The sequence below is a fragment of the Pseudoclavibacter sp. JSM 162008 genome (assembly GCF_041366455.1).
Taxonomy (GTDB): Bacteria; Actinomycetota; Actinomycetes; order Actinomycetales; family Microbacteriaceae; genus Pseudoclavibacter.
This window is the reverse complement of sequence record NZ_JBEWYX010000005.1, coordinates 111,567-136,257: the sequence shown is the minus strand read 5'-3', so window position 1 is coordinate 136,257 and position 24,691 is coordinate 111,567. Positions and strand designations below refer to the sequence as shown.

At 69.5% G+C, this 24,691-nt stretch carries 24 protein-coding genes; 8 read left to right on the top strand and 16 right to left on the bottom strand.

Annotation, left to right across the window (positions count from 1 at the left end):
• Window positions 1-105 precede the first annotated feature (105 nt).
• The gene (locus ABVF28_RS06015; RefSeq protein ID WP_371029814.1) at window positions 106-1,170 is read left to right on the top strand and encodes an o-succinylbenzoate synthase; all 1,065 of its coding nucleotides are present in this window, start codon (window positions 106-108) and stop codon (window positions 1,168-1,170) included.
• Here the strand turns inward: ABVF28_RS06015 and ccsB are convergent.
• Genes ccsB through ABVF28_RS05990 form a run of 5 tightly spaced genes read right to left on the bottom strand, consistent with a single transcriptional unit; the run spans window position 1,139 to window position 6,242 of the window.
• Window positions 1,139-2,233, bottom strand: coding sequence for a c-type cytochrome biogenesis protein CcsB (ccsB, locus tag ABVF28_RS06010; protein ID WP_104310885.1), 1,095 nt, complete (start codon window positions 2,231-2,233; stop codon window positions 1,139-1,141). The two genes, ABVF28_RS06015 and ccsB, sit on opposite strands and share 32 nt — an antisense overlap.
• Entirely contained in the window at window positions 2,230-4,041 is a 1,812-nt protein-coding gene (locus ABVF28_RS06005) for a cytochrome c biogenesis protein ResB (RefSeq protein ID WP_371029813.1), read from the bottom strand. The genes ccsB and ABVF28_RS06005 overlap by 4 nt, the downstream gene beginning before the upstream one ends.
• Window positions 4,025-4,966 carry a cytochrome c biogenesis CcdA family protein gene (locus ABVF28_RS06000; protein WP_371029812.1) on the bottom strand — a complete coding sequence of 314 codons (942 nt, stop codon included), beginning with the start codon at window positions 4,964-4,966 and terminating at the stop codon, window positions 4,025-4,027. The genes ABVF28_RS06005 and ABVF28_RS06000 overlap by 17 nt, the downstream gene beginning before the upstream one ends.
• Window positions 4,963-5,598, bottom strand: coding sequence for a TlpA disulfide reductase family protein (locus ABVF28_RS05995; RefSeq protein ID WP_307852808.1), 636 nt, complete (start codon window positions 5,596-5,598; stop codon window positions 4,963-4,965). The genes ABVF28_RS06000 and ABVF28_RS05995 overlap by 4 nt, the downstream gene beginning before the upstream one ends.
• Window positions 5,595-6,242 carry a histidine phosphatase family protein gene (locus ABVF28_RS05990; RefSeq protein WP_104310883.1) on the bottom strand — a complete coding sequence of 216 codons (648 nt, stop codon included), beginning with the start codon at window positions 6,240-6,242 and terminating at the stop codon, window positions 5,595-5,597. Before ABVF28_RS05990 ends, ABVF28_RS05995 begins: the two co-directional genes overlap by 4 nt.
• 117 nt (window positions 6,243-6,359) lie before the next feature.
• Between ABVF28_RS05990 and aspS the strand changes: the two genes are divergently transcribed.
• On the top strand, window positions 6,360-7,670 hold the full coding sequence (gene aspS / locus ABVF28_RS05985) for an aspartate--tRNA(Asn) ligase (protein ID WP_104310882.1): 1,311 nt from the start codon (window positions 6,360-6,362) through the stop codon (window positions 7,668-7,670).
• 81 nt (window positions 7,671-7,751) lie between these two features.
• Here the strand turns inward: aspS and ABVF28_RS05980 are convergent, their stop codons facing one another.
• From ABVF28_RS05980 to ABVF28_RS05950, 7 genes are all read right to left on the bottom strand, one after another.
• Window positions 7,752-8,141, bottom strand: coding sequence for a DUF4913 domain-containing protein (locus ABVF28_RS05980; protein ID WP_371029811.1), 390 nt, complete (start codon window positions 8,139-8,141; stop codon window positions 7,752-7,754).
• Window positions 8,138-9,898 carry a type IV secretory system conjugative DNA transfer family protein gene (locus ABVF28_RS05975; RefSeq protein ID WP_371029810.1) on the bottom strand — a complete coding sequence of 587 codons (1,761 nt, stop codon included), beginning with the start codon at window positions 9,896-9,898 and terminating at the stop codon, window positions 8,138-8,140. Before ABVF28_RS05975 ends, ABVF28_RS05980 begins: the two co-directional genes overlap by 4 nt.
• Window positions 9,895-11,457 carry an ATP/GTP-binding protein gene (locus ABVF28_RS05970; RefSeq protein WP_371029809.1) on the bottom strand — a complete coding sequence of 521 codons (1,563 nt, stop codon included), beginning with the start codon at window positions 11,455-11,457 and terminating at the stop codon, window positions 9,895-9,897. The genes ABVF28_RS05975 and ABVF28_RS05970 overlap by 4 nt, the downstream gene beginning before the upstream one ends.
• Entirely contained in the window at window positions 11,454-12,947 is a 1,494-nt protein-coding gene (locus tag ABVF28_RS05965) for an SCO6880 family protein (RefSeq protein ID WP_371029869.1), read from the bottom strand. Before ABVF28_RS05965 ends, ABVF28_RS05970 begins: the two co-directional genes overlap by 4 nt.
• A 4-nt stretch (window positions 12,948-12,951) precedes the next feature.
• A complete protein-coding gene (locus ABVF28_RS05960) occupies window positions 12,952-14,529 on the bottom strand; it encodes a hypothetical protein (protein WP_371029808.1) in 1,578 nt (525 codons plus the stop codon).
• Entirely contained in the window at window positions 14,529-15,278 is a 750-nt protein-coding gene (locus ABVF28_RS05955; RefSeq protein ID WP_371029807.1) for a hypothetical protein, read from the bottom strand. The genes ABVF28_RS05960 and ABVF28_RS05955 overlap by 1 nt, the downstream gene beginning before the upstream one ends.
• A 97-nt stretch (window positions 15,279-15,375) precedes the next feature.
• Complete coding sequence (locus ABVF28_RS05950) at window positions 15,376-15,759, bottom strand: TrbC/VirB2 family protein (protein ID WP_368845302.1); 384 nt, start codon at window positions 15,757-15,759, stop codon at window positions 15,376-15,378.
• Window positions 15,760-15,980: 221 nt separating this feature from the next.
• Here ABVF28_RS05950 and ABVF28_RS05945 point away from each other — a divergent pair, with 221 nt between their 5' ends.
• From ABVF28_RS05945 to ABVF28_RS05935, 3 genes are read left to right on the top strand one after another with little or no spacing between them, the layout of a single operon-like run.
• A complete protein-coding gene (locus ABVF28_RS05945) occupies window positions 15,981-16,496 on the top strand; it encodes a hypothetical protein (protein ID WP_371029806.1) in 516 nt (171 codons plus the stop codon).
• Entirely contained in the window at window positions 16,493-17,692 is a 1,200-nt protein-coding gene (locus ABVF28_RS05940; protein WP_371029805.1) for a M23 family metallopeptidase, read from the top strand. The genes ABVF28_RS05945 and ABVF28_RS05940 overlap by 4 nt, the downstream gene beginning before the upstream one ends.
• A complete protein-coding gene (locus ABVF28_RS05935; protein WP_371029804.1) occupies window positions 17,692-18,759 on the top strand; it encodes an FHA domain-containing protein in 1,068 nt (355 codons plus the stop codon). The genes ABVF28_RS05940 and ABVF28_RS05935 overlap by 1 nt, the downstream gene beginning before the upstream one ends.
• A gap of 35 nt (window positions 18,760-18,794) precedes the next feature.
• On the opposite strand, the gene ABVF28_RS05930 is transcribed toward ABVF28_RS05935, so the two are convergent.
• The 3 genes from ABVF28_RS05930 to ABVF28_RS05920 all read right to left on the bottom strand — a co-directional run bounded on the left by ABVF28_RS05930 (window position 18,795) and on the right by ABVF28_RS05920 (window position 19,653).
• Window positions 18,795-19,145 (bottom strand): glutaredoxin family protein, encoded by a 351-nt coding sequence (locus ABVF28_RS05930; protein ID WP_308807202.1) that lies wholly within the window; start codon window positions 19,143-19,145, stop codon window positions 18,795-18,797.
• A gap of 71 nt (window positions 19,146-19,216) precedes the next feature.
• Entirely contained in the window at window positions 19,217-19,315 is a 99-nt protein-coding gene (locus ABVF28_RS05925) for a 30S ribosomal protein bS22 (protein ID WP_082775156.1), read from the bottom strand.
• Window positions 19,316-19,440: 125 nt separating this feature from the next.
• Complete coding sequence (locus ABVF28_RS05920) at window positions 19,441-19,653, bottom strand: helix-turn-helix domain-containing protein (protein ID WP_104254521.1); 213 nt, start codon at window positions 19,651-19,653, stop codon at window positions 19,441-19,443.
• Between the two features lie 211 nt (window positions 19,654-19,864).
• Here ABVF28_RS05920 and ABVF28_RS05915 point away from each other — a divergent pair, with 211 nt between their 5' ends.
• Entirely contained in the window at window positions 19,865-21,322 is a 1,458-nt protein-coding gene (locus ABVF28_RS05915) for a TrkH family potassium uptake protein (RefSeq protein ID WP_371029803.1), read from the top strand.
• The gene (locus tag ABVF28_RS05910; RefSeq protein ID WP_068478414.1) at window positions 21,315-21,983 is read left to right on the top strand and encodes a TrkA family potassium uptake protein; all 669 of its coding nucleotides are present in this window, start codon (window positions 21,315-21,317) and stop codon (window positions 21,981-21,983) included. The genes ABVF28_RS05915 and ABVF28_RS05910 overlap by 8 nt, the downstream gene beginning before the upstream one ends.
• On the opposite strand, the gene ABVF28_RS05905 is transcribed toward ABVF28_RS05910, so the two are convergent.
• On the bottom strand, window positions 21,976-22,995 hold the full coding sequence (locus tag ABVF28_RS05905) for an Lrp/AsnC family transcriptional regulator (protein ID WP_371029802.1): 1,020 nt from the start codon (window positions 22,993-22,995) through the stop codon (window positions 21,976-21,978). The genes ABVF28_RS05910 and ABVF28_RS05905 overlap by 8 nt on opposite strands.
• Before the next feature lie 109 nt (window positions 22,996-23,104).
• On the opposite strand from ABVF28_RS05905, the gene ABVF28_RS05900 reads away from it, so the two are divergent.
• Window positions 23,105-24,679, top strand: coding sequence for an AbgT family transporter (locus ABVF28_RS05900; protein WP_371029801.1), 1,575 nt, complete (start codon window positions 23,105-23,107; stop codon window positions 24,677-24,679).
• The last annotated feature ends 12 nt before the right edge of the window (window positions 24,680-24,691 follow it).

Sequence of the window (24,691 nt, the reverse complement as noted above, 5' to 3'; positions counted from 1 at the left end):
TCGGCAGCTTGTTCCCGTCCGGCGCGACAGCGGCACGAGCCAGCAGCTGCGGCTCGGACCAGTGACCGCCGCGCCAGCCGTCGAGAAGCGCGAGAGAATGAGCCCATGCAGCTGCCCGACCTGGACGAGCTCCTCGCTCGCACGCACATCGTGACGCTCCCCCTGGTGACGCGTTTCCGGGGCGTGGATGCGCGGGAGGCCGCGATCATCCGTGGCACCCAAGCCTGGAGCGAGTTCTCGCCGTTCCTCGAGTACGAAGACGCGGAGGCCGCGAACTGGCTGCGCGCGGCCCTCGAGTTCGGCTTCGACGCTTCCTTGCCTCGGTGCTCTGACGGGGAGGTGTGGGTCAACGCGACCGTGCCTGCCGTCGAGACGTCGAAGCTCGACAGCGTGCTCGCGCGCTTCGACGGCTGCCGCACGGCGAAGATCAAAGTCGCGGAGCGCGGACAGGTGCTCGCCGACGACGTCGCGAGGGTGCGAGGGGTGCGCCAGCGACTGGGCGCCGACGCACGGCTGCGCATCGACGCGAACGGCGGCTGGTCGGTCGACGAGGCGGTCCGAGCGCTCCGCTCGCTCTCGCGCTTCGACCTCGAATACGCGGAGCAGCCCTGCTCGACCGCCCTGGAGCTCGTGGAGCTTCGGGGGCGCCTCGCTGGCGAGGGAATCGCCGTGCCGATCGCCGCCGACGAGTCCATCCGCAAGGCCGAGGACCCGCTCGAGGTCGCGCGTCTCGGTGCGGCGGACGTCATCGTCGTGAAGATGCAGCCCCTGGGAGGCGTTCGCCGGGCTGCCGAGATCGTGCGCGCGACGGGGCTCCCGGCCACGGTGTCGAGTGCCCTCGACTCGTCCGTCGGCATCGCGATGGGCGCACAGCTCGTCGCGGCCCTCCCCGAGCCGAGGCACGATGCCGGTCTCGGCACGGCCTCGCTCCTTGCGGACGACGTCGTGGCGGAACCCCTCCGCCCACGCGCCGGGCGCATCCCGCTTGCCCCGGTGACGATCGACGAAGCCGCGCTCGACCGCCTCGCGTCCCCGGCCCCGCGTCAGGACTGGTGGCGCGCCCGCATCAGTCGCTGCCACGCGCTGCTCGCCGCTTCGGCCTGGCCTCGGCCGGAGGTCGGCCTGAGGGCTCGCGGGCCTACAGGCCCGAGTAGGCGTGCAGCCCCTTGAAGAAGACGTTGACGACACCGAAGTTGAACATGACCGTGGCGAACCCGGCGATGGCTAGCCACGCCGAGGGTGAACCGCGCCAGCCGCGCGTCGCGCGGGCGTGGATGTAGCCGGCGTAGACCACCCAGATGATGAAGGTCCACACCTCTTTGGTGTCCCAGCCCCAGTAGCGACCCCAGGCGCGTTCCGCCCAGACCGCACCAGCCATGAGGGTGAAGGTCCAGAGGATGAAGCCGACGATGTTGATGCGGTAGGCGAGGTTCTCGAGGCGCACCGCATCCGGCAGCGCCGAGAGGAGCTTGAGCCGCGACGGGAGACCGGCGCGCACGCGGGCGACGCGACGCGTCTGCAAGAGCTGCGCAACGCTCAGGCCGGCACCGATGGCGAGGCACCCGGTCGCGAGGGAGGCGACGAACACGTGGATGACGAGCCACACGGACTGGAGTGCGGGTGCGAGCGGCACGACGTCGACGTAGAAGCCGAGCGTGGCGATGCCGAGCGTGATAACGGTGAAGCCCGTGATGAAGGTGCCGAGGAAGCGCACGTCCGCCCAGAAGCGGGCGAGCAGGAAGACGAGCACGATGAGCAGCGTCGAGGTCATCGAGTACTCGAACATGTTCGACCAGGGCACACGGTCGGCGGCGATGCCGCGAAGGACCGTGGCCGCGAGGTGCACGAGGAAGGCCGCGACCGTGAGCCACATGGCGATCCGAAGCGACGGGGTCGCCCTTGTGTCGCGCCAGGCATCACCCGATTCGGTGCGAGTGGATGCGAGCGAGACGGAGCTCGAGGGGTCCTCCGTCGTGTAGCTGGCCGGTTCCGCCATCTCTCGCTCGCGCGCTGCTGTGTCGTACGTGCTCGCGCCCGCCGAACCGGCGGCCGCGCCGACGAGTGCGTTGCGACGCGCGGCGGTCGCTCCGACGGCGGACTGCCGCTCGGTGCGTTCAGCGGCCCGCGCGCTGCGTCCCGCCAGATCGAGGGAGAACGCGATGAACGCGACCGCGTAGACCGCCATGGCGATGTAGAGGAGCAGGTTCGACCAGCTGGACAGCGTTTCGATCATGGAGCTTCCTGAGTGGGAGAAGAGGCGAGCGCCGCGCCTTGGTTACCGGCGCCGGGTTCTGAGCTTTGGGTGGGCTCGGTTCGTTGAGAGCCCGACGAGTCGCGGGCCGGCGACGCGGGTTCGGCTAAGCCTACGATTTTTCTCGTGTGCAGGTCGAGGAGATCGTTGACGGCCGCTGCCAGCTGCGGGTCGTCGCCGCGGGCGAGGCCCGCGTACTCGACGAGCACGGTGCCGTCGGCGCGCGTGGTGGCCTTCACCCACAGGCGGCGCCGTGGCACGAGCAGTGACGTGAAGAGCCCGCCGATGATGAGCACCGCGAAGATGAGGACCGGGATCTGCGTCGGGTCGTCGTGCACGTCGAACGAGGCGTAGCGGGGAACCTCGCCGAGTTCGATGGTGCCGAGTCCGTTCGGGAGCTCGGCCGTCTCCCCGGGGCGCAGCTCGATGGGCTTGATGTCGAGATCACGGGCGGCGATCGGTGTGAGCGTGTCGGTGTCGAGCGTGTAGACGGACCTCGGCACCCCTTCGTCGAGGCCGAGGTCGCCCGAGTAGACGTTGAGCGTCAGCATCGGGTCGCGAAGGTCGGGGTGGTTGGAGGTGAGGGCACCCGACTCGAGCTCCACCGCCGACGGGTAGAAGAAGCCGAGCATGCCGATCTGCTCGTCGAGTCCATCCGGAACCTTCACGACGCCCATGGAGGTGAGGAAGGAGTCCTGCGGAAGGAACGGCACGAAGTCGGAGAACACGGCGTTGCCGTCTGGGTCTCGCACGGTGATCTCCGGGGCGTACCCGTTGCCGAGGAGGTAGCTGTCGGTGCCCGCGAAGCGAAGGGGGTCGTTGACGCGGACGGTCTCGTTCCTGGCTTCGCCGCCCGGCGTGTTGACGGTCACGTTCGCCGCGTAGTCGGTGGCCTGCCCGATGGCGTTCTGGTTCTCTTCCTCGTACGTGATGTCGAAGGAGTCGAGGCGCATGGAGAACGGCGCGAGCGCGTCCGGGGTGAAGAAGCGGCCAGGGTTGAACGACGAGTAGCTGACGAGCCCGTTCACGAAGGTCTGGCCTTCGACGAGCACCCGCTGCCCTGACCAGGTGTAGCCGCCGCCGATGCCGACCGCGACGATGATGCCGACCATGGCGGAGTGGAACACCAGGTTGCCGGTCTCACGCATGTACCCGCGCTCCGCGGAGACCGAGACCCCGCGCCTGCCGTCGTCGAAGATGACCGTGCGGTACCTCTTGTCGCGCAGCACCTTGGCGGCTTCGTCGATGACGGCACCGCGCTTCGGGTCGAGAGAGGCGTCGAGCACCTGCGTCGAGTAGGCGTCGAGCCGCGAGAGGCGCGCCGGGGTCTTCGGGGGTTTCGAGCGCAGCGCGTCCCAGTGGTGCTTGATGCGCGGGATGATGCAGCCGATGAGCGAGACGAACAGCAGCAGGTAGATGGCGGTGAACCACGGCGAGCTGTAGACGTCGAACATGCCGATGTCGTCGAGGAACGGAGCGATCTCGGGGTACGTGTCCTGGTAGACGATGACGCCGTTCGGGTCGCTCGAGCGCTGCGGCACGAGCGAGCCAGGCACGGCCGCGATCGCGAGGAGCAGAAGCAGCAGGAGCGCGGTGCGCATGCTCGTGAGCTGACGCCAGGCGGTGCGCAGCCAAGCGACGAGGGCGGACGCACGGCCGGGCTTCTTGACGCCGCCAGGCCTGTTGGACGTCGTCGCGCCCGCGGCTCCGGATGCGGTCTTCTTCGGCTGCCGATCGCGGGCTTCGAAGCCGTCCTTGCCCGCGTCGAAATGATCAGAGGGGCGCGACATAACCGGGGAGCATCGCGGCGAACGCGAACATGATCTGCTGCCAGACGCCGATGAGCATCAGGAATCCAAGGACGATGAGGAGGCCTCCGCCAATCAGGTTGATGGTTCGGATGTGCTTGCGGAGCCAGTTGACTCCCGTGGTCACGCGGCCGAGCCCGAGTGCGATGAGGATGAACGGCAGGCCGAGCCCGACGCAGTAGAAGAACGCGAGCAGAGCGCCCCTGGACGGGGAGGCCGTCTGCGCCCCGAGGGCCATGATCGCGGCGAGCGTCGGGCCGAGGCACGGGGTCCACCCGATGCCGAAGACCACGCCGAGCAGCGGTGCACCCAGCAACCCGGATGGGGCGAACTTCAGGCGCGCGGTGCGCTGCATGAACGACACCTGGCCGATGAAGACGACACCCATGAGGATGACGATCGCGCCGAGCACCCGCATGACTGCGCCCTGGTACTGGATCAGCCAGATGCCGATCTGCCCGAACGCTGCGCCGGAGAGCACGTAGATGACGGAGAACCCGAGCACGAAGAGTGTCGCGCCGAACGCGACCCGGCCTCGACCGGTGGTGAGGCGGGTGACGAGGGAGGGCTTCGCGGGCGCGGTCGACGCTGCGGTGGAGCCTGTGCTCGAGCCACCGCCCACCGCTGCTGCAGCAGAAGCCGCGCCTCCTCCGGTGCCCCCTGCGGCCACTGCTCCGATCGGGGTGCGCGAGGTGGTCTTGGCTGGCGCATCCTGAGCGACAGCCCCGACGAGCCCGAGGTACCCGGGGACGACCGGGAGCACGCACGGAGACGCGAAGGAGATGAGGCCCGCGAGGAGGGCGAGGGGGATCGCGAGGAGCAGCTGCCCGCTCACGATGGTCTCGCCGACCGCGTTGCCGGGTGCGATGGCGGTCAGTGCGGATGCAGCGAAGAGGGCAGTGGTCACTTGCTGCTCTCGGCGAGGGTGTCGGTGATCATCGAGCCGAGGATCGACGGGTCGATGGGGCCTCGGATGACCGACGCCACGCGGCCCTCGGCGTCGAGCACGAGCGTCGACGGAATGGCCTGAGGTGGCACGTTGTCCGCGAAGGCGAGGCGGACGCTGGCGTCGTCGACGTCGAGGATCGACGGGTAGGTGATGCCCTGCGTCTCGGCGAACGCCTTGGCCGTCGCGGCCTGGTCGTAGATGTTCACGCCGACGAACTCGACGCCGTCGCCTTCGTGCTCTTCCCACAGCGCCTGCAGATCGGGCGCTTCGAGGCGGCACGGTGGGCACGCCGCGTACCAGAAGTTCACAACGGTGACCGACCCTGCGAGGTCCTCGCTCGACAGCTCGTCGCCGAACTCGGTGATGCCACCGAATTCGATCGGCGCCTGGCGCTCTTCCGCTGGGAAGATCTCGTAGCTGCCGTCGCTCGCCACGGTGCCTGCTCCAGCGTCGCGTGCCTGATCGGCGAGATCTTCGCTCGGGGCGCACGCGGCCAGCAGGAGCATCGCCGCAACACCCAACGAGGCGAACGCGACGCGGAGGGGTCGGGCAGAGCGCGACATCTTCACGCTCTCTGAGCGGATGGTCACACGGCTCCCTCATCGGTGGCGGCGCTGAGTTCCTGCGCCGCCGGTTCGCGGTAGTCGGCTTCCACGAAGCCGGTTGCGGGGTGGTACTCCAGCGTCGTGATGCTCGAGAGCGAGCACCGCCGGTGCTTCGGGTTGTGCGGGAGCGGCTCTTTCGAGAGCGCTCGGTGCACCATCCAGATCGGCAGCTGGTGAGAGACCACGATAACATCGCCGCCGTCAGCGAGCTCTGCGCCGTCGAGCACCGCCTCGCGCATGCGGGCGACGATGGACTTGTACGCCTCCCCCCAGCTGGGACGCAGCGGGTTGACGAGCTTCGGCCACGATCCTGGGCGACGCAGCGCGCCGTACTTGCCCGTCATGCGCCTGCCCTCGAACGCGTTCGTGGGTTCGATGACCCGCTCGTCGATGACCGGTTCGAGCCCGAACAGCTCGGCGATGGGCGCCGCAGACTCGCGGGTCCTCTGCAGCGGAGAGACGACGAGTCGGGTCGCCGGTACGGCACGGGCGTGCAGGTCTTCTGCGGTCACGCGCGCCATGCGGGCGCCGAGCTCCGAGAGCCCGAAGCCTGGGAGCCGCCCGTAGAGGAGCCCATTGGGGTTTTCGACCTCGCCGTGGCGGACGAGGTGGATTCGCTGTGCCGCCATGCAATCCAGTCTACGAACCGCCGCCGACACTCAGGCACAGGATGCGCATCCGCGACCCAAGCCGTGCCTTGTTCTCTTCCCGCTCGCACGCACGTGCGCCTCGGGTACCCTTGACCGGTGACTGATCGCGCCCTCATCTCCTCCCTTTCCACGCTCGAAGACGGCCCCGTGCTTGTGCAGGGGTGGGTCGATACGGTTCGAGACCAGAAGAAGGTGCAGTTCGTCGTCCTCCGTGACGAGAGCGGCGCCGTGCAGCTCGTGAACCCGCGTGCCGAGGGCCGTGAGGCGATCTCCGACACGATCTCCGCGCTCGCGCAGGGCAGCTTCATCTCCGTGCGCGGCCAGAAGAAGGCCGACGAGCGCGTGAAGCTCGGCGGGCTCGAGGTCAAGGTCGACGAGATCGTCGTCGAGACCGCCGCGCTCCCCGAGACGCCCATCGCCGAGGACACGTCGATCGACAAGCGCCTCGACTGGCGCTTCCTCGACCTGCGCATCCCGCGCAACGCCCTCATCTTCCGCATCCAGACGACGTTCGCGCACGCGTTCCGCACGTACTGGGTGGAGAACGGCTACGTCGAGCTCTTCACGCCGAAACTCATGGCGTCGGCGTCCGAGTCGAAGGCGGAGCTCTTCAAGGTCGACTACTTCGAGACGAGCGCGTACCTCGCGCAGAGCCCTCAGTTCTTCAAGCAGATGGCGATGAGCTCGGGCCTCGGGAAGATCTTCGAGATCGGGCCCGTGTTCCGGGCCGACCCGTCGTTCACGTCGCGCCACGCGACCGAGTTCACCGGCATCGACGCCGAGGTGAGCTGGATCGAGTCGCACGAGGATGTCATGCAGATGCAGGAGCAGCTCATGGTTGCTGGCCTGCAGGCGGTCAAGGATGCGCACGGCGAGGAGATCAAGGCGCTCTTCGACGTCGACATCGTCGTTCCGTCGCTGCCGTTCCCGCGCATCCCGCTGCTCGAGGCTCGCGAGATCGTCGAGGCGCGTGGCCACAAGCTGGAGCGCAACGACCTCGACCTCGACCCCGAGGGTGAGCGTCAGATCGCGGCGCACGTGCAGGAGACGTTCGGGCACGAGTTCGTGTTCCTCACGGACTACCCGGCATCGATCCGCCCGTTCTACCACATGCGCCACGAGGGCGACGAGTCGCTCACGAAGAGCTACGACCTCATCTGGAACGGCGTCGAGATCTCGACGGGCGCCCAGCGCGAGCACCGTGTGGACGTGCTCGAGGAGCAGGCGAAGCAGAAGGGCATGGAGGTCGACGAGCTCGGCTTCTACCTCGACTTCTTCCGCTACGGAGCACCGCCCCACGGCGGGTTCGGCATGGGCTTCGCGCGCATTCTGATGCTGATGCTGCACCAGACGACGCTGCGCGAGGTCACGTACCTGTTCCGCGGCCCGAACCGCCTGCAGCCGTAGGTCTCATCGCGCTGCGCGCAACCAGGCAGCGACCTCAGAGCCGTCCGCGATCTCTCGCGGGCGGCTCTGCTGCGTCCGACGTCAGCCGCACTGCGTCACCTCATGGCCTGGCGGGGGTGGTGTGCAGGGCAGGTCGTCACCGCGACGGCTGGTGCTGTCGCGCACGTCAGGGCTCGACTCGAAGGGGCCATCGGGGCTGAAGAGCACGCCGAGGTGGTAGTCGGCATGGTCCCGGAACCAGAGGCAGGCCCCGCCTGGCGAGTCCTTCAGCTCTTCCCACGCCTCCCAGAGCCCGCGGAGGCGGAACACCGCCTCCGGTGAGTCCCACCAGCGAGCCGACCAGACTCGCGTGCGCCCGTCCACTCGGCGGGCGCACGCTCGGCTCACGAACTGGCGCACGAAGTCGTCGAGGCACGCGAACTGGCTGGCGGACGCGCTCCCACCGCCTGGTTGCGTTTCCGCGTCGCTCATCGCTGCTCCCCCGCATGTGCGGGTGCGTCCAGAGCTGGGGCGGGATCCTCACCGGGGCCGTGTTGCGCGATCGAGGCGCGGATACGGGTCGCGTGCGGGCCCTGCATCCACGATCTGGTCTTGATGAGGGTCGGGCGCGCGCCGGATGCGAGGACGAGTGCACGCCCGCGCGGGAGCGCGGCGAGCTCGGAGACGTCGAGGATGCGTTCGCGGTGGAGCTGCCTCGAGACGGTGCGGTGGCCTCGGCCGTAGCTCAGCGAGGAGAGTTCTCTGTCGTGGTCTCCGACGAGTTTGGACAGCTCCTCGAGGAAGGCCGCCTCGCTGACTCCCCCGCCGTAGACCTTGACGTTCGCGGCGGACCAGAGCTTTCGCATGCCTCCCTCGCCCCAGACTTCGACGCCCTGCGACCAGGACTGGAGGATGGTGATGAGCACGATGCCGCGCGAGCCGTAGTGGCTGTACAGGTCGGGGAGGGTGCGCCACCGGCAGACGTTCGCGGCTTCGTCGAGCACGCCGAGCAGCGGCCGGGTGAGTCGACCGGCCGGTGATACCGCGGCGAGTTCTTCCGCTGCCTCCGCCACGGCGACGGTGAGGGCCGTGACGAGCGGACCCGCGCTCCCCTGCCCCTCGCGGGAGAGCGAGTAGAGGGTGTCGGTGCCACGCACGAACTGGTGAGGGTCGAACCGCGGTCGGCCGTCAGAACCGGTCCCCGGCGTGATCCAGGAGGCGAGGGCCCTGCCGGTCAGGCACGAGGCCATCTGCTGGGCCGTGCCGTAGATGCCGCCGCGCTGCCGCTCGGGTGCGCTGATGACCCCTTCGAGCTGGTCGGCGATGAGCCGAAAGCCGTTGTCCTGCAGGATGCCGATGGCTTCGTCGTCGCCGGGTCGCGTCACCCACCGGTACACCTCGGTGATGGGCTTGCCCGCGAGCGCGCCAGCGAGCAGGAGCGCCGCGAGGAGGTCCTTCGCGGCGGGGTCGAAGAAGGCGTCGGCCCTGGAGCCGGGCTCCCTCGACCCGCTGGCGAAGTGGTCGGCGAGCTTGCCTGCCTGCACCTCGTCGGTGACGTAGCTCAGCGGGTCCCACCACCATCGGGCGACCTCACCCGCGACGGACTGCGGGTCGAAGACCCACACTCGGCCCGTGGCAGCGCGCACTCCGCGGGTCGCGTCGACGACGTCGCGTTTGTTGGAGGTGACGATGACCGCACCTGGTGCCTCGACGATGGCGGGGATGGCGAAGGCGGTCGATTTCCCGGTGCGCGGGCCACTGATGTTGATCTGCATGTCCTCCCATCCTGCGTACACCGGAGCCGGGCCCGGGATGCTCGTGCCGAGGCGGACGCCGATCGGGCCGTCGACGACGAGGCGCCGGCTGCTGGCCGTGGCTCCGCGAGCGCTGATGGCAGCGATCTCCTTCCCCCGGCCGAGCAGGGCCGCGGCGCGGTCGAGTCGGCGAGCGCCGGATCGCCGGCGCCGGCTGATGAGCGTCGCCGCGGTGCCCGCGAGCAGGAGCCCGAGGCTCATCACGACGGCGAGCGCGGTCGCGGTCTCCGTCCAGTGGATGCGGCCTCGCAGCACCTCGAAGAACAGGGCGAAGAGGTTGTCCGGCAGGGCGGACCCCGTGCCATCGACCGCGTTCGCGGCGCGCACGCAGACGTTGGTGCCGCCGACGGCGACGACGACCGTGCCGAGCGCGACCCACAGCATGACGGCCTCGGTCGCCAGTCCGCCCGGCCCGCGCTTCCGCGGCGCGCTCACGATCTCGCTCGATCCGGCTCGTGCCCGCGGTCGATCCCCGGAGCGTCGCCGGTCACCCTGCTCGCCTCGTGCCAGAGCTTGTTCGTGTCGTTGATGCTCGCCTCCGCGGCGGTGAGCTGCACGTCGACCGGGATGCCTGGCCGGCCGCCGACCTTGACGAGGAACTTGCCTCGTCCCGGCGGTTCGGCCTCCCGGCCGCTGGTCGGGTCCCAGGCGGGTGGGTCCTGCCAGCCGATGAGCAGCTCCTGCTCGGCCTGCGACAGCGGTACCGCCGAGGTGAGGCGCGGCATCTCGGCCCCGGGCAGGCCGCCGCAGATGACCATGCCGGCGCGTTCCACGAACCCCTTCGCCTTCATCCGCTCTGATTCGGTGGGCAGGGCGAGGAGGTCGCTCATGGTGTGCGAGATCATGGCCATCCCGACCCCTCGCTGCCGGTTGAGGCGGGTGAGCGCGTCGACGCGGTCGACCATGCCCTTCCCTGCACGGAGCGCTCGCCAGAGCTCATCGAGGATGACGAAGTAGTGCCTGCGGGGTTCGAGCCCCGCATCCGCGAGCACGTTGGCGACGTTGACGGTGCCGAACCCCGCTGACCAGCAGGCGAGGAGCGCCGCCGCCTGCAGGTCGACGTCGGAGTCGTCGATCGAGGAGACGTCGTACACGACGGGCGCATCGCGTCGCATCGGGTTGGTGGTCTGCCGCGAGAAGGTCTCGCCGAGCCTGCCGCCACCGACGAGTCCGATGAGCGACGCCTCGAGGTCTTCCGTGATCGCCTTGTACCGGCTGTCGTCTCCTCGGTCGAGCGCGACCGCGCGCACCTCCGGTGGCCCTGCCTGGACGACTTCGAGGAGGTCGCCGAGCACGGGCACCCCGTCGTGGTGCTCGTCGAGCCATTTGAGGGCGCGGTCGATGATCGTCTCCTCGCGGTCGCTCGGCGGCTGGAGCCGCATGATCGTGAGGAGAGCGGCGACCATCGTGTGCCGGCGACCGTGGGCGTCGGCGAGCACCTGGCTGGCCTCGGCCTCGAAGCCGTGGGCCCTGAGCCGCTTCGCGGCCGCCGTCGCCTCGCCGGGGTCGAGCACGTTGAGGTAGCCACGTCCGCGTCCGAGCGAGATGACCTGGCCCCCGAGGGCCGTGATCATGTCGACGTGGTCGGGCTTCAGGTCGCCGAGCACGAGCGGCATCACGCCGTAGCCGGCGAGACCCGTTGCCATGCGCCGAACCAACGACGACTTGCCGAGGCCTGGTTTGCCGAGGATGAACGCGGACGGGTTGCTGATGAGCTTGGCTCGTTGGAACCACGAGATGGGGTCGCAGCAGAGGGTGGCCCCGGTCTGCGTGTGGCGGCCGAGGGGCACCCCGATCATCGGGGTGCCCGTCCCGACCGCGAACGGCCAGAGCCCGCAGACCTGGACGGTCGTGCCGCGCCATTCATCCGGGGCCTGGACGTAGGTGGATGCGCCGCTGCCGGCGCCGCTCCAGCCTCGCGCGCCCGGGCGCGCTTGGGTTCTCTGGCGCGCCTGCGCGGGTCGCTTCGCCGTCTTCTGGTGTGATCGCTTCATAGCTTCTCTCGCAGTTCGCTTGGCACTCGCAGGTGCTTGCTGAGGACGAGGCCGAGCGGCAGCGCCGCGGCGAAGGCCGAGTCCTGGGATCCGTAGACGGGTCGGAGGCGGAGGCGTGCGGTCGCGGCGAGGTTGTCGATGGCCGCTCGCGCGTCGAGCTCGTGCTCCGCGTCGAGCACCGTCGCCGTGACGAGTGCCCCGAAATTCACGAGGCCTGCTCCGGAGGCCTCCTCGCTGGCGGTCGCCGCCGCCGCCCGCACGGCGAGCGCGTCGCGGGCGGCGGGCTTTGAACTCGACGTCTGCCTGAACTGGGCGGCGCTGAGGTCGGCCTCGACGAGGGCGGCAGCGCGGGCCGCGTCGATGGGCCGGTAGAGCAGCGTCACCCGTTTGCGGGCGATGTCGCGGTGCGGCGCGAGCAGCCGGGCGAGCACGCTCGACTGCACACTGCCCCTCGGTGCCACGGTCATCGCCCATGTCGTCGAGTAGGCGGAGTCGTGGCGGTAGCCACCCCAGCTTGCTCGGGCTGCTGCCGGACCCACGTCGCTCCAGCTGAGCTGCGGGGTCTCGCCGGCGGCGTGCGCTTCGTCGATGAGCACGGCGACGGCGGGGTCATAGGCGACTCGAACGATCTCGCAGACCTCCTGCGCCGTGAGCGGTTGCGCGGCGCCGGCGCCGGTCGCCTGCAGTCCCGCGCTGAGGCCGGGGAGGCGGGCCGCGAGCTCTCGCGCCATCTCGTCGGGGGCCCGCCGGCGCCCTCCGGCTCTCAGCGACCCTTGGAAGGTGAGCGCGACGAATGCCTTCACGGTGGATGACCCCTCCGGGTAGTCGGCGACGGTCTCCTCGAGCACTGCGCGCGCGAAGGCTGGCGCGTTCGGGTCGATGTTCATGGCGACCTCGCGCCGCAGGCGCGTGCCGGAGTCCGGCGCGGTCTCGATGGTCACCGAGGCCGCCTCGATCCCTTGCTCGTCACCGAGGCTCGAGAGCCAGTGGCCCCACTCGGCGACCCACGAGTCGATCTGCTCCTGATCGACGAGCGCCGCGCCATCCGGTTCCGTGCCGAACACGACCGTGTAGCTGCCGGCGGCCGGCGTGAGGAGCAGGGCGAACCGGCGTCCGTGCGAGTCGCTGTGCTCGCTCAGCCTCGTCGGCGCCGCGATGCCGGGCAGCTGGAAGGTCGCCCACGGCACGCGGCCGATCGGGCCGGACCGGTAGCTCGCCTCGCCCCTCGCCCGTGACAGCGCCCACCCTGAGCGGGCCCCGAGGCGGGACAGCGTGTTCTCGCCGTGCGCGTCACGCACGACGAGCAGCAGCAGGCACACGCCGATCGCCGTCGCCACGATCAGCGCCGCGACGATGCCGGAGATCATGACGGCGACGACCACGAGCACCAGCCCGCCCAGGAGGAGCGCCGTGCCCACGGAGCCGAGCCCGAGGAGGCCTGCGGAGGTCGGCTTCCGCCAGTTCCCGTACGTGCGCACCTGTCGTGCCATCGAGCTATCGACCACCGCTCGGCTCCTCTCCTGTGGTCCGCTCCGCGACTGTGATCGCGGCGTCCGTGCCGTATTCGATCGCCTTCTTCACGGGCTGGACGGCCGTGAGCGCCGCCGCAGCGTATGGACCACCCGCGGCCTTGCCGACTGCCGCCACCGCACCGCCTCCTGACCCTGCTCCCGGGGACGCGGGGGTCCTCGCGGACCCCGGCGACGGCACCGGTGACCCCGGGGTCGACGGAGATCGGGGCGGCGTCGCCGGTGCCCCTGGTGCCCGCGCCCCGCTCCGTGGCGCCCCGGTTACCGCCCGCGAAGCGCTGCTGCCCTGCGGCGCAGTGCTCGGCCGGGGTCGCGCGCCTTCCGGTACGCGGTCCGCGACCGCGTTGGCGATGGATGCGCCCCCGCCGCTCGAGGCGAGCGCCCCGACCATGGGCGTCACGAAGCGCATGAGCGCGGGGAGCGCGACGATGGCGAGGGCGAGAATGACGAGCCCCGTGTAGGTGGTCAGAACGGCGCTGCCCTCCGAGGTCGGGGCGGCCCCGCTCATGTGGAAGCCGGCGGCGTAGACGACTGCCGCGGCCGGCTTGTAGAGGATGAACGCGGTCAGCCAGGCCACGCAGCGCTGGAACCACCCTCTGCCGAGCTCCGTGTTCGTCGCAGAGGCGGCGAGCGGCAGGATTCCGGCGAGGATGACGAGCATCCCGCCTCGCACGATCATGAGGAGCACCTGCACCACCGAGACGAGCCCGACGATCACGCCGATGAAGAGGCCGTTGCTGACCCCACTCGCGATCGCTCCGCCGGAGCTCCCGGCAGCACCGCCGGCGAGGCCCGCGACGGATCCCCCGAGCATGACGCCGACGTTGTCCTTGAAGCAGTTCGGGGCCCCGTCGAGGTCGCACTCGAGCGACTCGTCGATGATCCAGGTCGAGAACGAGTCCCCCGCACGCACGAGCAGCCACACGATCGTGAGGCCGACGCTTGCGACGACCACCAGCGTGAGCAGGCTCTTCAGGAGTTCCTGCCCCGGCCGCGCCCGCTGCTCCCACGCCATGCGCGCGCCGCCGATCATGACGGAGACGATGGCGCAGACACCCGCGATCCACCACGTCGAGGACTGCAGGAACGTCGCGGTGTTGGTCGACGCCGCCGGGGCCGTGGGGATGAGCGCAGACACCAATGAGGAGGCGCCCGCGATGAGGACACCGCCCGCGAGCACGGCGAACAGGCGGCCGTGGAACGGAACCCCGTCGCCGGAGCGGATGCGGAGCCCCACCATGACGGCCAGGAACACGAGCCCGATGACGGCGACCGTGCCAGAGATCCAGCCGACGTACCCGAGCACGGTGCCGAGGTGCGCTTCGACGTCGCCGGTCGGCGCGGCGACAGCTGAACCCGCCGCGGCCCCCGTCGTCCCGAGGTCGGGTGTCGGCACGTCGACCCACATGGTGCCGAGCGTCGAGATCTGCTCGGCCACCCACTCGTTGACGTCGTTCTGGAGGGCCTCACGTGTTCGGCTCCACACCGTCGAGGCGATCTCCTTCGAATAGCACTCGAAATCGCCGAGCCCGCAGTCAGCCATCAGGCGCCCCACCGCACGTAGCCGCCGACGTCGCTGAGCGCCTGCAGGCGCACCGGATGCGGCTCGTCGGTCGGGATCCGCCAGTCGCCACCGACCCACTGGAGGTCGACGACGGCGGCGATGAAGTTGCTCATGCCATCGACGGTGACGCGCTGCGCGACGTCGACACGCGCGGCCTGGCCGTCGAAGGCGAGCATCCGGTAGCCCACGATCTGGAGCCGGATGAGCTCACCCTCGGAGCCCGACTCAGCCCCCGACTTCGACTCTGCGAGGATCGTGTCTCGGTGGGGTCCAGGCGCCAGGGCGTACTCAAGGAGCGGGGCCCGAAGCCCCGCGGTGTTCGACTGCATGAGGAAGTTTGCGGCCGCGAACAGCGCACCTTCCGGCGAACGCTGGAAACAGGATGCGAACCCATCCTCGTGCGTCTCTCCCGGACCCGCGGCCGGTGCGCTCGGGGCGAGGTTCACGTCGACATCCCGCCAGTCGGTCTCCGGCGCGATCGCGAGTCGCCATTCCCCCGCCTCGGCGGGGCCCGGCGCCCCAGGCTCGGGCAGCCCGCAATGGCTGGGTGACAGCGTGTCGCCAGCCGCGACGGGCTGGGGACCGACGCTCGCGTCGAGCGTCGGCGTGGAGGTCGCGGACTCGGCCCGCGCATCCGCACCCCCACCGGGAGCCTCACCCCCGAACGCCGCGAGGGCTGAGACGACGACACCGGCACCCACAAGGAGCGCGACGCCGAGGGCGGCCACGACGAAGCCAGGACGTACCCATGACGTGCCCGAGCTGAGGCGGCCAGATCGGCGCGGCCTCTGCCTGCTGTTCGGCATGATGCTCGCCCGCCGCATGTCAGACGAAGAAGCCGACGAGGCTCGTCGCCGCCGAGATGATGATGACCCCGCCTAGCGCCATGCCGATCTTGCCCGCGTGCTCGCCGCCCTCGCCTCTGCGCGACTGGATGGCCATCATCGTGCCGGCGGCGATGAGGCCAAGCACGCACACCGCGAGCCCGATCCACTTCACCCAGCCGAGCAGGGTCGTGAGGCCCTCGGTGCCCGGAGGCTGCACCGGGTCAGGGTCGGGCAGCGTCGCCAGGTGCGCGGTGGTGTCGAGCAAGATCGCGAGTGCGACGGTCGTCATGATCAGAGGTCTCCTGTCGAGATGAAGGCGCGAGAACGCGCGCCGAAGAGCGACCCAGGTAGGCGGGGTCGGGCGCCGCCGGGGTCGGACCACAAGCGATCGAGTCTGCGCGCCGTGCCTCGCCCCGGTGTCTGAGCCGAACCGTCGACGCCCTCAGATGGCTCGTCGGTGCTGGTGCCGGCTCGGTACAGGAATGGACTCTACGCACGGCCGAAGGGACCGCAGGGAGTTATCCACAGGCCGAATTCGGGGCGCTCCGAGCGACCTAGATTGGTGCTCGTCGCAGCCGAGCTGTGGCTGGGAAGGGGTGTTCGATGCGCCGGAAGATCGCAGTTGCTGCGCTGGCAGCGCTGGCCGTGGGAGTGAGCGGATGCTCGACAGCCGACGGGCCGCCAACGACATCGCCGAGCCGGCAGACGCTGTCGGACCGGTCGTCTGAGCTCACGGATGGGTCGCGGGGCGAGCACATCGAAGCGGAGGACCCAGAGCCGTCGCCGACACACGATGACGAGTCGGATGCCGACGCGATCAGCGTCGCTGCCGCGACCATGGCGGCGTACCTGCGTCGCGATGTCTCCCAGCGGGACTGGCTCGAGGGGCTCGAACCCCACCTCACCACGGCGGCGGTCGTCGCGCTGAGCTCCGTCGACCCGGCATCCATCCCCGCGCTGACCGCTGCCGGGAACATCGCGGTCGAACGCGACGCAAGCGGCTACCTCGCCCGCGTCGCCGTCTCGACCGAGGGCGGTTCCTATCGGCTCCTGCTCGTGCGCGACGGCTCCGGGCCCTGGCTCGTCAGCCAGATCGCGCCACCGGACGGAGCCTCGTGAGCGCGCGAACCGGTGCATGGTGGGGAATCGCGATCGTGATCCTGCTCGCGCCGGCGCTGCTGTTCGGGGCCCTGGTCCTCACGACGATCGCGAGCGCATCGCTCGCGAGTGCGGCGGCCTGCGCCACCTCCGGGTTCTCGGTGCCGGTCGTTCCGCTCGGCACTGAGACGGAGACCGGCACGGTCGGTTCAGGAGGCGCCGCCGGTGCCATCCAAGCCGACCCGATCTCAGCGTCGCGGCTCACCGTCAGCACCACGATCGACGGCGAGCCGGCCGAGTTCGCTGGCGCGCAGCTCTCGAATGCCGCACACATCCTGACCGCGGGTCGCGAGGCCGGCCTCGGGGTCCGCGACCAGGTCATCGGGGTCATGACCGCCATCGGCGAATCGACCTTGCAGGTGCTCGACCACGGCGACGCGGCCGGTCCCGACTCACGAGGGCTCTTCCAGCAACGCGACAACGGCGCGTGGGGAAGCTACGCCGACCGAATGGACCCGCACGCAAGCGCCGGCAGCTTCTTCAACGCCCTGCTCGCAGTTGCCGAGCGTGACGCGCTCGCACCGTCGGAGGCCGCCCATCGCGTCCAGGGAAACGCAGACCCGCAGCACTATGCCAAGTACTGGCAGGCCGCCATTGCCGTGAGCGAGACCATCAGCGGAACCAGCACTGGGCTGGGCACGGGGATGCCGCCCGCGAGCGGAGCGAGTCCGGACGCAGACGGAGGGTGTGGGGCGGCAAGCGCGGCTGCCGCGGCCGCCGGTGGAAGCACCGCGAACCTGAGCCCCTCGGGCTGGGCGGCACCCGGTGACGGCGGGCTCACCGACACGTTCGGGAACCGGTTCCACCCCACCGACTTCGAATGGCGCATGCACAACGGCATCGATCTCGCGGCGGGCGGCTGCGGCGGGCAGATCTGGGCCGCGCAGTCCGGGACCGTCGTCGAAGCCGAACCCGACAGCTCCGGGAACGGCACCATCCGAGTCGACCACGGCGGAGGGCTCGTCACGAAGTACCTCCACATGGAATCGGACGGCTACCTCGTCGGAGTGGGGGCGGTCGTCACCGCCGGTCAGCAGATCGGCATCACGGGTACAAGCGGCCAGTCCACCGGCTGCCACCTTCACTTCGAAGTGCTCGTCGACGGCGAACGCGTCGATCCGCTTCCGTTCCTCGACGCGCGCGGGGTGAGCTTCTGATGGCGGGAAGACGCACGAGTCGCCGGCCAGAACCGGGCGAGGCCGTCCCCACGTGGCCGCGCGTCACCGCGCGCCTCGATGCGAGTGGCGGCGGCATGCTGTCGTGGAGCTCGACCCCGGCTGAGATCTCCGCGGACGACCGTGATGCCGCGCTTGCAGCCGTCGTCGCCCGATGCACACGCCTCGCGCAGACCCTCGCCCGCGCGATCCGACTCGAGCTGCACGAGGGGAACCGGATGCAGGAGTTCGCCGTGCATCCATCTGCGATCATGCAGGCGATCAGCGCCGACGGACTGCCGGAGACCGATGCTGGGAGCGAGCCCGACCTCACCGTCATCACCGGCACGTGCGTCGCCTGCGCCGCAGCCGCGTCGGCAGCCGAGACCAGGTGCCGGAGGTGCGGCACACCAGAACCGCTGCTTCGAGGCGGCATCTCCCTGCAGAGGCGCGCTGACCCCGAGCCGGACCAGCCAGCCGTCACCGAGCCGCGCTCCGGGCGCCGGGCGCTGCGTCGTGCATCGTCGCAGGCGTCGAGGGCAGGGACGGGCGCCGGGCTGGATGCCGGGACGGCAGGGGCACCGGCGCTCGCGCGAGCCAACGGAACCGAGACGAGGGCCGACCCGGAGACCGGGCCGAATGCCGGACCCACCACCGAGCCGATCTCAAGGCCTGGACCCGAGCGACGGCCGCGGCGATGGTCGCGCCGAACGACGGCACGGCTGCCCACAGCGCCCCGGGCCCTCGTCATCGAGTTCGAGGACAGCTCCCGTGCGGTACTGGTCGGCAGCGCCGCGGTCGGCCGCAACCCGTCACCCGTTGACGGCCGCATCCCGGTCCGCGTCGACAGTCGAGACAACACCGTGTCGCGCACCCATGCGCTCGTGGACCTCGACCGGTCCGGACGCATCCTCGTCACCGACTACCACTCGACGCACGGAGTGCACCTCAGCGGTGCCAGCAACTCCACTTTCTCGCCAGGCGTCGTCTACCGCGTTCCGAGCGGCGCCCGACTTCGCCTCGGCGACGTCGTCTGCCGTGTCAGCACCGAGCCCGCGCTGACGGGCTGAGGCCGATGACCGGCCCCCTCGAGATCGGCCCGCGTTCACCCCCGGGCAGCGGCGGCAGCCACCGCCGCATCCAACCGCTCGGGCTCGACGAACCACTGCGAATGCTGCACGCCATCGATCAGCACGACCGGGATGAGCTCACCGAAGCGCTGCTGCAAGGCTGCGTCGTCGAGGATGCTCAGCACCGACAGTTCAGCGTCGTGGCGGGCGGCGACCTCCCGCACCACCGGCTCCGCGTCCTCGCAGAGATGGCAACCCGGCTTGCCCAGGAAGGTGATCGTCGGAACGCGTGCATCCGTCATGCCCTCGAGTCTCGCAGACACCACGCGGACGAGAGCGGTCTTGTGGTCGTCAAGACGCGCGGGAGCGACCACAAGCCCGCTCACGGCCAGAGCAAACCCGCGCCTTAACGCAGAAAACGCCTGACCCGAGGGCCCGGCGCTCTGCGTCGTCGCGACTACTTCTTGTTGCGACGCTGGTGGCGAGTCTTGCGAAGCAGCTTGCGGTGCTTCTTCTTCGCCATGCGCTTGCGGCGCTTCTTGACTACTGAACCCATAGGAACATCCTTTATCTACAAGTACGAGGTGCGCGCAGCGGTGGGCTGCGGCATCGCTGGCGCCAGCTTACACGTCACCTGGCGGTAACCCTGTGTTCGAAAGAAAACCCAGGGTCCAGCAGGACTCAAGCGGTGTGCTGACCGAACTCGTCACCGCGGCCGGACTGCTTGATGGCCTCGGAGACTGCCGACTCCGGCACCCGGAACGAGCGGCCGAACCGCACCGCGGGAAGTTCACCGGAGTGCACAAGTCGGTACACCGTCATCTTCGAGACCCGCATGAGCTCCGCCACCTCGGCAACGGTCAGGAACCGCACATCAGACAGGTCGTTTGCCATGTGTTGCAGCTCCAAGGTGACGGATGATCCGCGCGTTACGGAAGTGAAGTGAGTGTCAGTTGAATACCTTATGGCCCAGAGCACTGCAGAAACAAGGTGCAGAGCGAATCATCCCGTGCCACGTATTCGCGATTCCACGCGCGAGGAGTAGCATGACCGACGCCTCGCGCACGTGAGGCGTCGGTCGACTGTGCTGTGAAGTGGGGATGTGATGCGCACACCGCGGGCCTCGAGCATCCCCGCTCCCGTGGACACGGATGGGCTGCTGCGGCGCATCGTCTCCGCCGTCGGCCGGAAGATCGACGACTTCGCCCACCACACGCCGTCGCGGTTCGCGGTGATCATCTTCACGAGCATCATCCTGCTGTGGACGACGATCTACATGCTGCCCATCTCGTCCGCCGACGGAACGGTGACTCCGTTCCACGAGGCGCTCTTCACGGCGGTCTCGACGATCTGCGTCACGGGCCTCTCCGTGGTGGACATGGCGACGCACTGGTCCGGCTTCGGCCACTTCATGGTGTTCCTGGGCATGCAGGTCGGCGCGATCGGCGTGCTCACACTGGCGAGCATCATGGGCGCGATCGTCACCCGGCGCCTCGGCCTGCGGCAGAAGCTCGTCGCCGCCAGCGACAGCAACGCGCTGCGCACGCACGCTGGCCCGGTCTCCGAGTCGCAGGCCGTCAAGCTCGGCGACATCGGCGGCATCCTCGCGACGGTCGCGATCTCGCTCGTCATCATCGAGACGTTCATCGCGCTGCTCATCATCCCCCGCCTGCTCATCGCCGGGGAGCCGCTGTGGGATGCGATCCTCGACGGCTTCTTCTGGGCGACGTCCGCGTTCACCAACACGGGCTTCATGCCGACGAGCACCGGCATCGAGCCGTTCGCGACGGATGCGTGGATGCTCGCCTGCCTCGCGACCGCAGTGTTCCTCGGCAGCCTCGGCTTCCCCGTCATCTTCGCGCTCACGCGCTGGGTGAAGACGAAGCAGCGCATCTCCGTGCACGTGAAGCTGACACTGTCCACGACGGTGCTGCTCTTCGTTCTCGGCGCGATCGCGATCTACGTCCTCGAAGGCGACAACCCCGCGACGATCGGGGCGCAGGAGCCCGTGTTCCGTCCGATGACGGCGGGCTTCATGTCTGCCATGACCCGCTCAGGCGGGTTCTCCACGATCGACCTCGCGAACGCCGACCCGGCGACGATGCTGGCGATGCAGATGCTCATGTTCGTGGGCGGTGGCAGTGCATCCACCGCTGGCGGCATCAAGGTCACCACGCTGGCCATCCTCTTCCTCGCCGCGTTCGCCGAGGCCAAGGGCGTCAACGACATCCAGGCGTTCGGTCGCCGCATCCCGAACGACGTTCTCCGCCTCGCCGTCAGCGTGACGCTGTGGGGCGCGACGATCGTGGCCGTCTCGTCCATCTCGCTCATGCACTTCGCCTCGGTGCCGTTCGACGAGGCGCTCTTCGAAGCGATCAGCGCGTTCGCGACCTGCGGCCTCTCCACGGGCCTCACCGGCGACCTGCCGGAGCAGGGCGCGTACATTCTCTCCATCACCATGTGGCTCGGCCGCGTCGGCACGGTCACCATGGCCGCAGCCCTCGCTTCCAGCGAGCACAAGCAGCTCTTCCGGCTGCCCGAAGAAAGGATCATCGTTGGGTGAGCCGATTCCACACAATGCGCCGGTGCTCGTCATCGGCCTCGGCCGATTCGGCGCTGCGACTGCGGGCCAGCTGCAGCGTCAGGGGCGAGAGGTGCTCGCGGTCGACACCGACGAGGGACTCGTCCAGAAGTGGGCGGAGCGGGTGACGCACGCCGTCCAGGCGGATGCGCGCAACATCGAGGCCCTGCGGCAGATCGGCGCGCACGAGTTCGCGGTCGCCGTCGTCGCCGTCGGCACATCGCTCGAGTCGAGCGTGCTCGTGACGGCGAACCTGTCCGACCTCAAGGTGCCGCAGATCTGGGCGAAGGCGATGTCGGCGACGCACGGCAAGATCCTCGGCCGCATCGGCGCGCACCACGTCATCTACCCGGAGCGCGAGGCCGGCGAGCGCATCGCGCACCTGCTCTCGGGTCGGATGCTCGACTTCATCCAGTTCGACGACGACTTCGTGCTCGTGAAGCTATACCCGCCGAAGGCGATCCGCGGGGTGCCGCTCATGGAGTCCGGGGTGCGCACGAAGTACCGCGTGACGGTCGTCGGCGTGAAGAGCCCCGGCAAGCCGTTCACTTACGCGATGGCCGACACCGTGGTATCGAACCACGACCTCGTGATCGTCTCGGGTTCGGCTTCCGACGTGGAGCGCTTCGCCGCCCTCACGTAGCCGCACCGTCGACCCAGGGCACGTGGCCGGTGCGGCGCTGGCTGCCGTCGAACACGTGCCCCATGCGCTTGCTGTAGTGGAGCATGATGCTGCGTTCGACGACCCGAACGTCGGCGTCCTGCACGATCTGCATCTCCACCTCTGGCGCTTCCGCCAACGAGCTCAGCCAGACGACGACGTACAGGTTCGCGCTGCCTCCCGCGAGCGCGGCGCACGCGCGCACGGACTGCCGCTCGCTGATGCGCGCGGCGGCCGCGTACAGCCGGCCGGCCGGGACGACCATCCACAGCACCAGCGAGTACGGCCAGCGGGGCTGCTCGAGCTGCACGTCGATGCGCTGCACGATGTGCCCGGACCGCACGGCGCGGTGCACGAACCGCCTCGCGTGCGCCTCAGAGACGCCGAGCGCTGACGCCAGCTCGCTGCTGGGCGCTCGTCCGTTGCGCTCGAGGATGCTGATGGCCTTCGCGAGGGCGGGCGAGAGCGGCGCGGCGGGGGACGTGCTGCCGTCTCGGGCCTCCACCTGCCGGGAGGAGGCGCCGAACCCGGACCGCCAGTGCGAGCCATCCAGGAACATCCGCGTCACGAGCATGGTGCGCATGCGGGCGACGTCGGCGTGTGAGGTCAGTCCGAGACGGAGGAACCGGCGCAGCTCGTGCACGTCCGGGACGAGGACGGTGAGCATGAGGTCGTGGTCGCCGGTGATCTCGGCGATCGTCACGACCCGCGGATGCGTGACGAAGGCCTCGATGACGGTCTCGACGGCCCCTGGTCGGCACTGCACCGCGACGATGGCGGTGACGACCCCGGAGTTCCAGCCGACGTGCGTCGTGACCCAGGCGGAATCGTCGGCCTGGAGCCGCTCCCAGCGGCGGCGGGCGGTGGGAGCGCTGACCCCGATGGTCTGACCGATCTGCGCCCACGGTGCGCGCGGATCCTCCTGCATGACGTCGATGAGCGCGAGGTCCGATTCGGACAGCACCGGGGACACTTCTCGCGTCTGGAGATCCATATCGAACATATTGGACCAATATCTGGCCCGATGCGACCACCGTAACAAAGCCGTAAAGCAGAATCAGAACACTCAGGACAGCGAAGTCCCCTCGAACATCGGAGTGCACATGACTCGGACTGACACCACGGAGCTGACGCTCGCGGAGGCGCCAGGGCTCAGCGGAAGGATGCTGCGCGGCGTTGAGCGCATCGGCAACCGACTCCCCCATCCGTTCTTCCTCTTCCTCATCCTCGCCGGCCTCGTCGCCATCGCGTCGGCCATCGCGGCAGGACTGGGGGCGAGCACCATCGACCCGGCGACGGGCGAGGTCATCCCCATCCGCAGCATCCTCTCGGCGGAGGGCCTCGTGTACGCGGTCTCGACGGCGATCGAGAACTTCATCACCTTCCCGCCGTTCGGCCTCATCATCACGGTCATGCTCGGCATCGGCGTCGCGGAGCGCACGGGCCTGCTGAGCACGTTCATGCGCGCCACGGTGCTCTCCGCGCCGAAGTGGGCCGTGACGTACGTGGTCGTCTTCGTGAGCCTCATGGGCAACCTGGCGTCGGACACGGCCGTCATCATCCTGCCCCCGCTCGCAGCCGCGGCCTTCCTCGCCGCGGGTCGGCACCCGCTCGCCGGGTTCATCACCGCGTACGCCGCCGTCATCGCCGGCTTCAGCGCGAACGTCGTCCCCGCTGGCACCGACGTGCTCATGTCGGGCATCACGACGAGCGCCGCCCAGATCGTCGACCCGGGCGCCGAGGTGTCGGTGCTCGCGAACTACTACTTCTTCGCGTCGTCGACCGTGATCCTGTCCATCACGATCACGTTCGTCTGCCAGCGGTTCCTCGAACCGAAGCTCGGCACGTACGTGCCCCCGGAGACGAAGCTCCTCCCGGGCTCGCTCACTCCGGACTCCACCACGAAGCCGGTCACCAGCACGGAACGTCGCGCGCTCCTCATCGCGGCGGTCGCGATCGTCGCCTACCTGGCTGTCCTCGTGGTCCTCCTCCTGCTGCCGGGTTCAGCCCTGCAGGGCGAGGGCGGCGCCATCCTGCGCTCGCCATTCATGTCGAGCATCCTCATCTTCATCCTCTTCATGTTCCTCATCGGCGGCATCACGTACGGCGTCATCGCAGGAACCCTCACGAGCTGGGCGCAGATCCCCAGCATGATGACGGATGCGGTGAAGGAGCTCGTGCCGTTCATCGTCGTCATCTTCACGGCGGCCCAGGCCATCGCCTGGTTCTCGTGGTCGCAGATCGGCCTGCTCCTCGCCACCGGCGGGGCGGACGCGCTGGAGGCGACAGGCCTCGGCGGCATCGGCGGCCTCATGATCTTCAGCGTCTTCGTGTTCGTCCCCGCGCTGCTGCTCACGAGCGGTTCCGCACTGTGGACCCTGCTCGCGCCGATCTTCGTGCCCATGTTCATGCTCAACGGCGTCGACCCCGCCTACGTGCAGGCGGCGTTCCGTATCACCGACTCGGCTTCGAACCCGCTCGTGCCGATGAACCCGCTGCTCCCGGTCGTCCTCGGCCTCATGCAGAAGTGGGCGCCGAAGGGCGGCCTCGGCACCCTGTTCAGCCTGGTCATGCCGTTCACGATCGCGATCTGGGGCGTCTGGCTGCTGCAGCTGCTCGTGTGGGGCCTCTTCGAGCTGCCCGTCGGCCCCGGCCATTCCCTCATGATGGGCGGCTGATCTGCGCGCCCG

Bases quoted from the DNA above. Each gene is read 5' to 3' on its own strand.
- ABVF28_RS06015 (WP_371029814.1), top strand. From the start codon at position 106: ATGCAGCTGCCCGACCTGGACGAGCTCCTCGCTCGCACGCACATCGTG.
- ccsB (WP_104310885.1), bottom strand. From the start codon at position 2,233: ATGATCGAAACGCTGTCCAGCTGGTCGAACCTGCTCCTCTACATCGCC.
- ABVF28_RS06005 (WP_371029813.1), bottom strand. From the start codon at position 4,041: ATGTCGCGCCCCTCTGATCATTTCGACGCGGGCAAGGACGGCTTCGAA.
- ABVF28_RS05990 (WP_104310883.1), bottom strand. From the start codon at position 6,242: ATGGCGGCACAGCGAATCCACCTCGTCCGCCACGGCGAGGTCGAAAAC.
- ABVF28_RS05980 (WP_371029811.1), bottom strand. From the start codon at position 8,141: ATGAGCGACGCGGAAACGCAACCAGGCGGTGGGAGCGCGTCCGCCAGC.
- ABVF28_RS05970 (WP_371029809.1), bottom strand. From the start codon at position 11,457: ATGAAGCGATCACACCAGAAGACGGCGAAGCGACCCGCGCAGGCGCGC.
- ABVF28_RS05965 (WP_371029869.1), bottom strand. From the start codon at position 12,947: ATGGCACGACAGGTGCGCACGTACGGGAACTGGCGGAAGCCGACCTCC.
- ABVF28_RS05960 (WP_371029808.1), bottom strand. From the start codon at position 14,529: ATGGCTGACTGCGGGCTCGGCGATTTCGAGTGCTATTCGAAGGAGATC.
- ABVF28_RS05945 (WP_371029806.1), top strand. From the start codon at position 15,981: ATGCGCCGGAAGATCGCAGTTGCTGCGCTGGCAGCGCTGGCCGTGGGA.
- ABVF28_RS05935 (WP_371029804.1), top strand. From the start codon at position 17,692: ATGGCGGGAAGACGCACGAGTCGCCGGCCAGAACCGGGCGAGGCCGTC.
- ABVF28_RS05925 (WP_082775156.1), bottom strand. From the start codon at position 19,315: ATGGGTTCAGTAGTCAAGAAGCGCCGCAAGCGCATGGCGAAGAAGAAG.
- ABVF28_RS05920 (WP_104254521.1), bottom strand. From the start codon at position 19,653: ATGGCAAACGACCTGTCTGATGTGCGGTTCCTGACCGTTGCCGAGGTG.
- ABVF28_RS05915 (WP_371029803.1), top strand. From the start codon at position 19,865: ATGCGCACACCGCGGGCCTCGAGCATCCCCGCTCCCGTGGACACGGAT.
- ABVF28_RS05905 (WP_371029802.1), bottom strand. From the start codon at position 22,995: ATGGATCTCCAGACGCGAGAAGTGTCCCCGGTGCTGTCCGAATCGGAC.
- ABVF28_RS05900 (WP_371029801.1), top strand. From the start codon at position 23,105: ATGACTCGGACTGACACCACGGAGCTGACGCTCGCGGAGGCGCCAGGG.